This is a genomic window from Vibrio sp. Vb0598, from assembly GCF_033338935.1.
GTDB lineage: Bacteria > Pseudomonadota > Gammaproteobacteria > Enterobacterales > Vibrionaceae > Vibrio > Vibrio alginolyticus.
The window spans coordinates 1-1,168 of the sequence record NZ_JAWOTP010000205.1; the positions used below are offsets into that span (position 1 = coordinate 1).

Genomic DNA, 1,168 nt, shown 5'->3' on the forward strand with positions numbered 1-1,168 from the left:
GTTCTCTTGAAGAAGGCCAACTAGATGCAATTATTGGTGGCCACTCACAAAACCCAGTATGTATGGAGCCGGGTACTAACGAATATGCAGACTTCAAACCAGGTGACGAGTGTGCTCCAGACCAACAAAACGGCACATACATCATGCAAGCCCATGAGTGGGGTAAATATGTAGGTCGTGCAGACTTCGAATACTACGATGGCAAACTGCACCTAGCAAACTACGCTTTGATTCCAGTAAACCTAAAGGCAAAAGATGCGAACGGCGACTACCAATTCATCGCTGAAGAAATCAAGCCAGATGCTGTAGTTAAGCAAATTCTTCGTACTTACCAAGAGCAAGGTCAAGATCTGCTTGACGTTAAAGTATCTTCTACGGATGGTAAACTTGAAGGCGACCGCGGTGTAGTTCGCTCACAGCAAACGAACCTTGGCCACCTACTAGGTGAAGCGTACCGTACATACGAGCTAGTGAAAGCAGACTTTGGTGTGATGAACTCCGGTGGTGTTCGTGATTCAATCCAAGCTGGCGATATCACTTACCGTGATGTACTAACAGTACAACCATTTGGTAACTTCGTAACAAAAGCGACCATGACAGGTAAAGAAGTAAAAGAATACCTAGACGTCGTTGCTACGAAATCTGCGGGTTCTGGTGCTTACGCTCAACTAGACAACATCACTCTAGATGTAGATTGTGATGCTGGCTCAGTAACTATTACTGACATTAACGGTAAAGGCTTCAACCTAGACGCAACTTACACGTTCGCTGTAATTAGCTTCAGCGCTGCAGGCGGTGATGACTACCCAGTTATCCAAGTTGAATCAACTCAAATGACAGACGCATCAGTACTGCGTGAGTTCTTCGTAAACAACCCGCAAATCTCGGCGGATAGCTACAACAAGAACCTAGACAACATCAAGTACTTCAGCAATAGCCAAGCAGTGAAAGGCTGTCCTGCAACTGGTAGCTAATACTCTACACCTTACGCTCTGACTAGAATGGTTCTATCGAATCAATCCGTCAGAGCTCCTAAATCAAAACCGAAGCTTTGTGCTTCGGTTTTTTATTTTCGATAAATTGCTGATAATTCTCCACCTTCACAATATGTTCAAAAATTGTTCATTTGTGTTATTGACGCCCCTGTGTTGGGCTTCTATGTTTGATA

Annotated in this window: 1 protein-coding gene; it reads left to right on the plus strand. The window is 44.3% G+C overall.

The window, feature by feature from the left end:
* Window positions 1-974 (plus strand): 5'-nucleotidase C-terminal domain-containing protein (locus R7Q38_RS24115; protein WP_318114602.1); only part of this gene is annotated, 974 nt, incomplete at its 5' end.
* Between the last annotated feature and the right edge of the window lie 194 nt (window positions 975-1,168).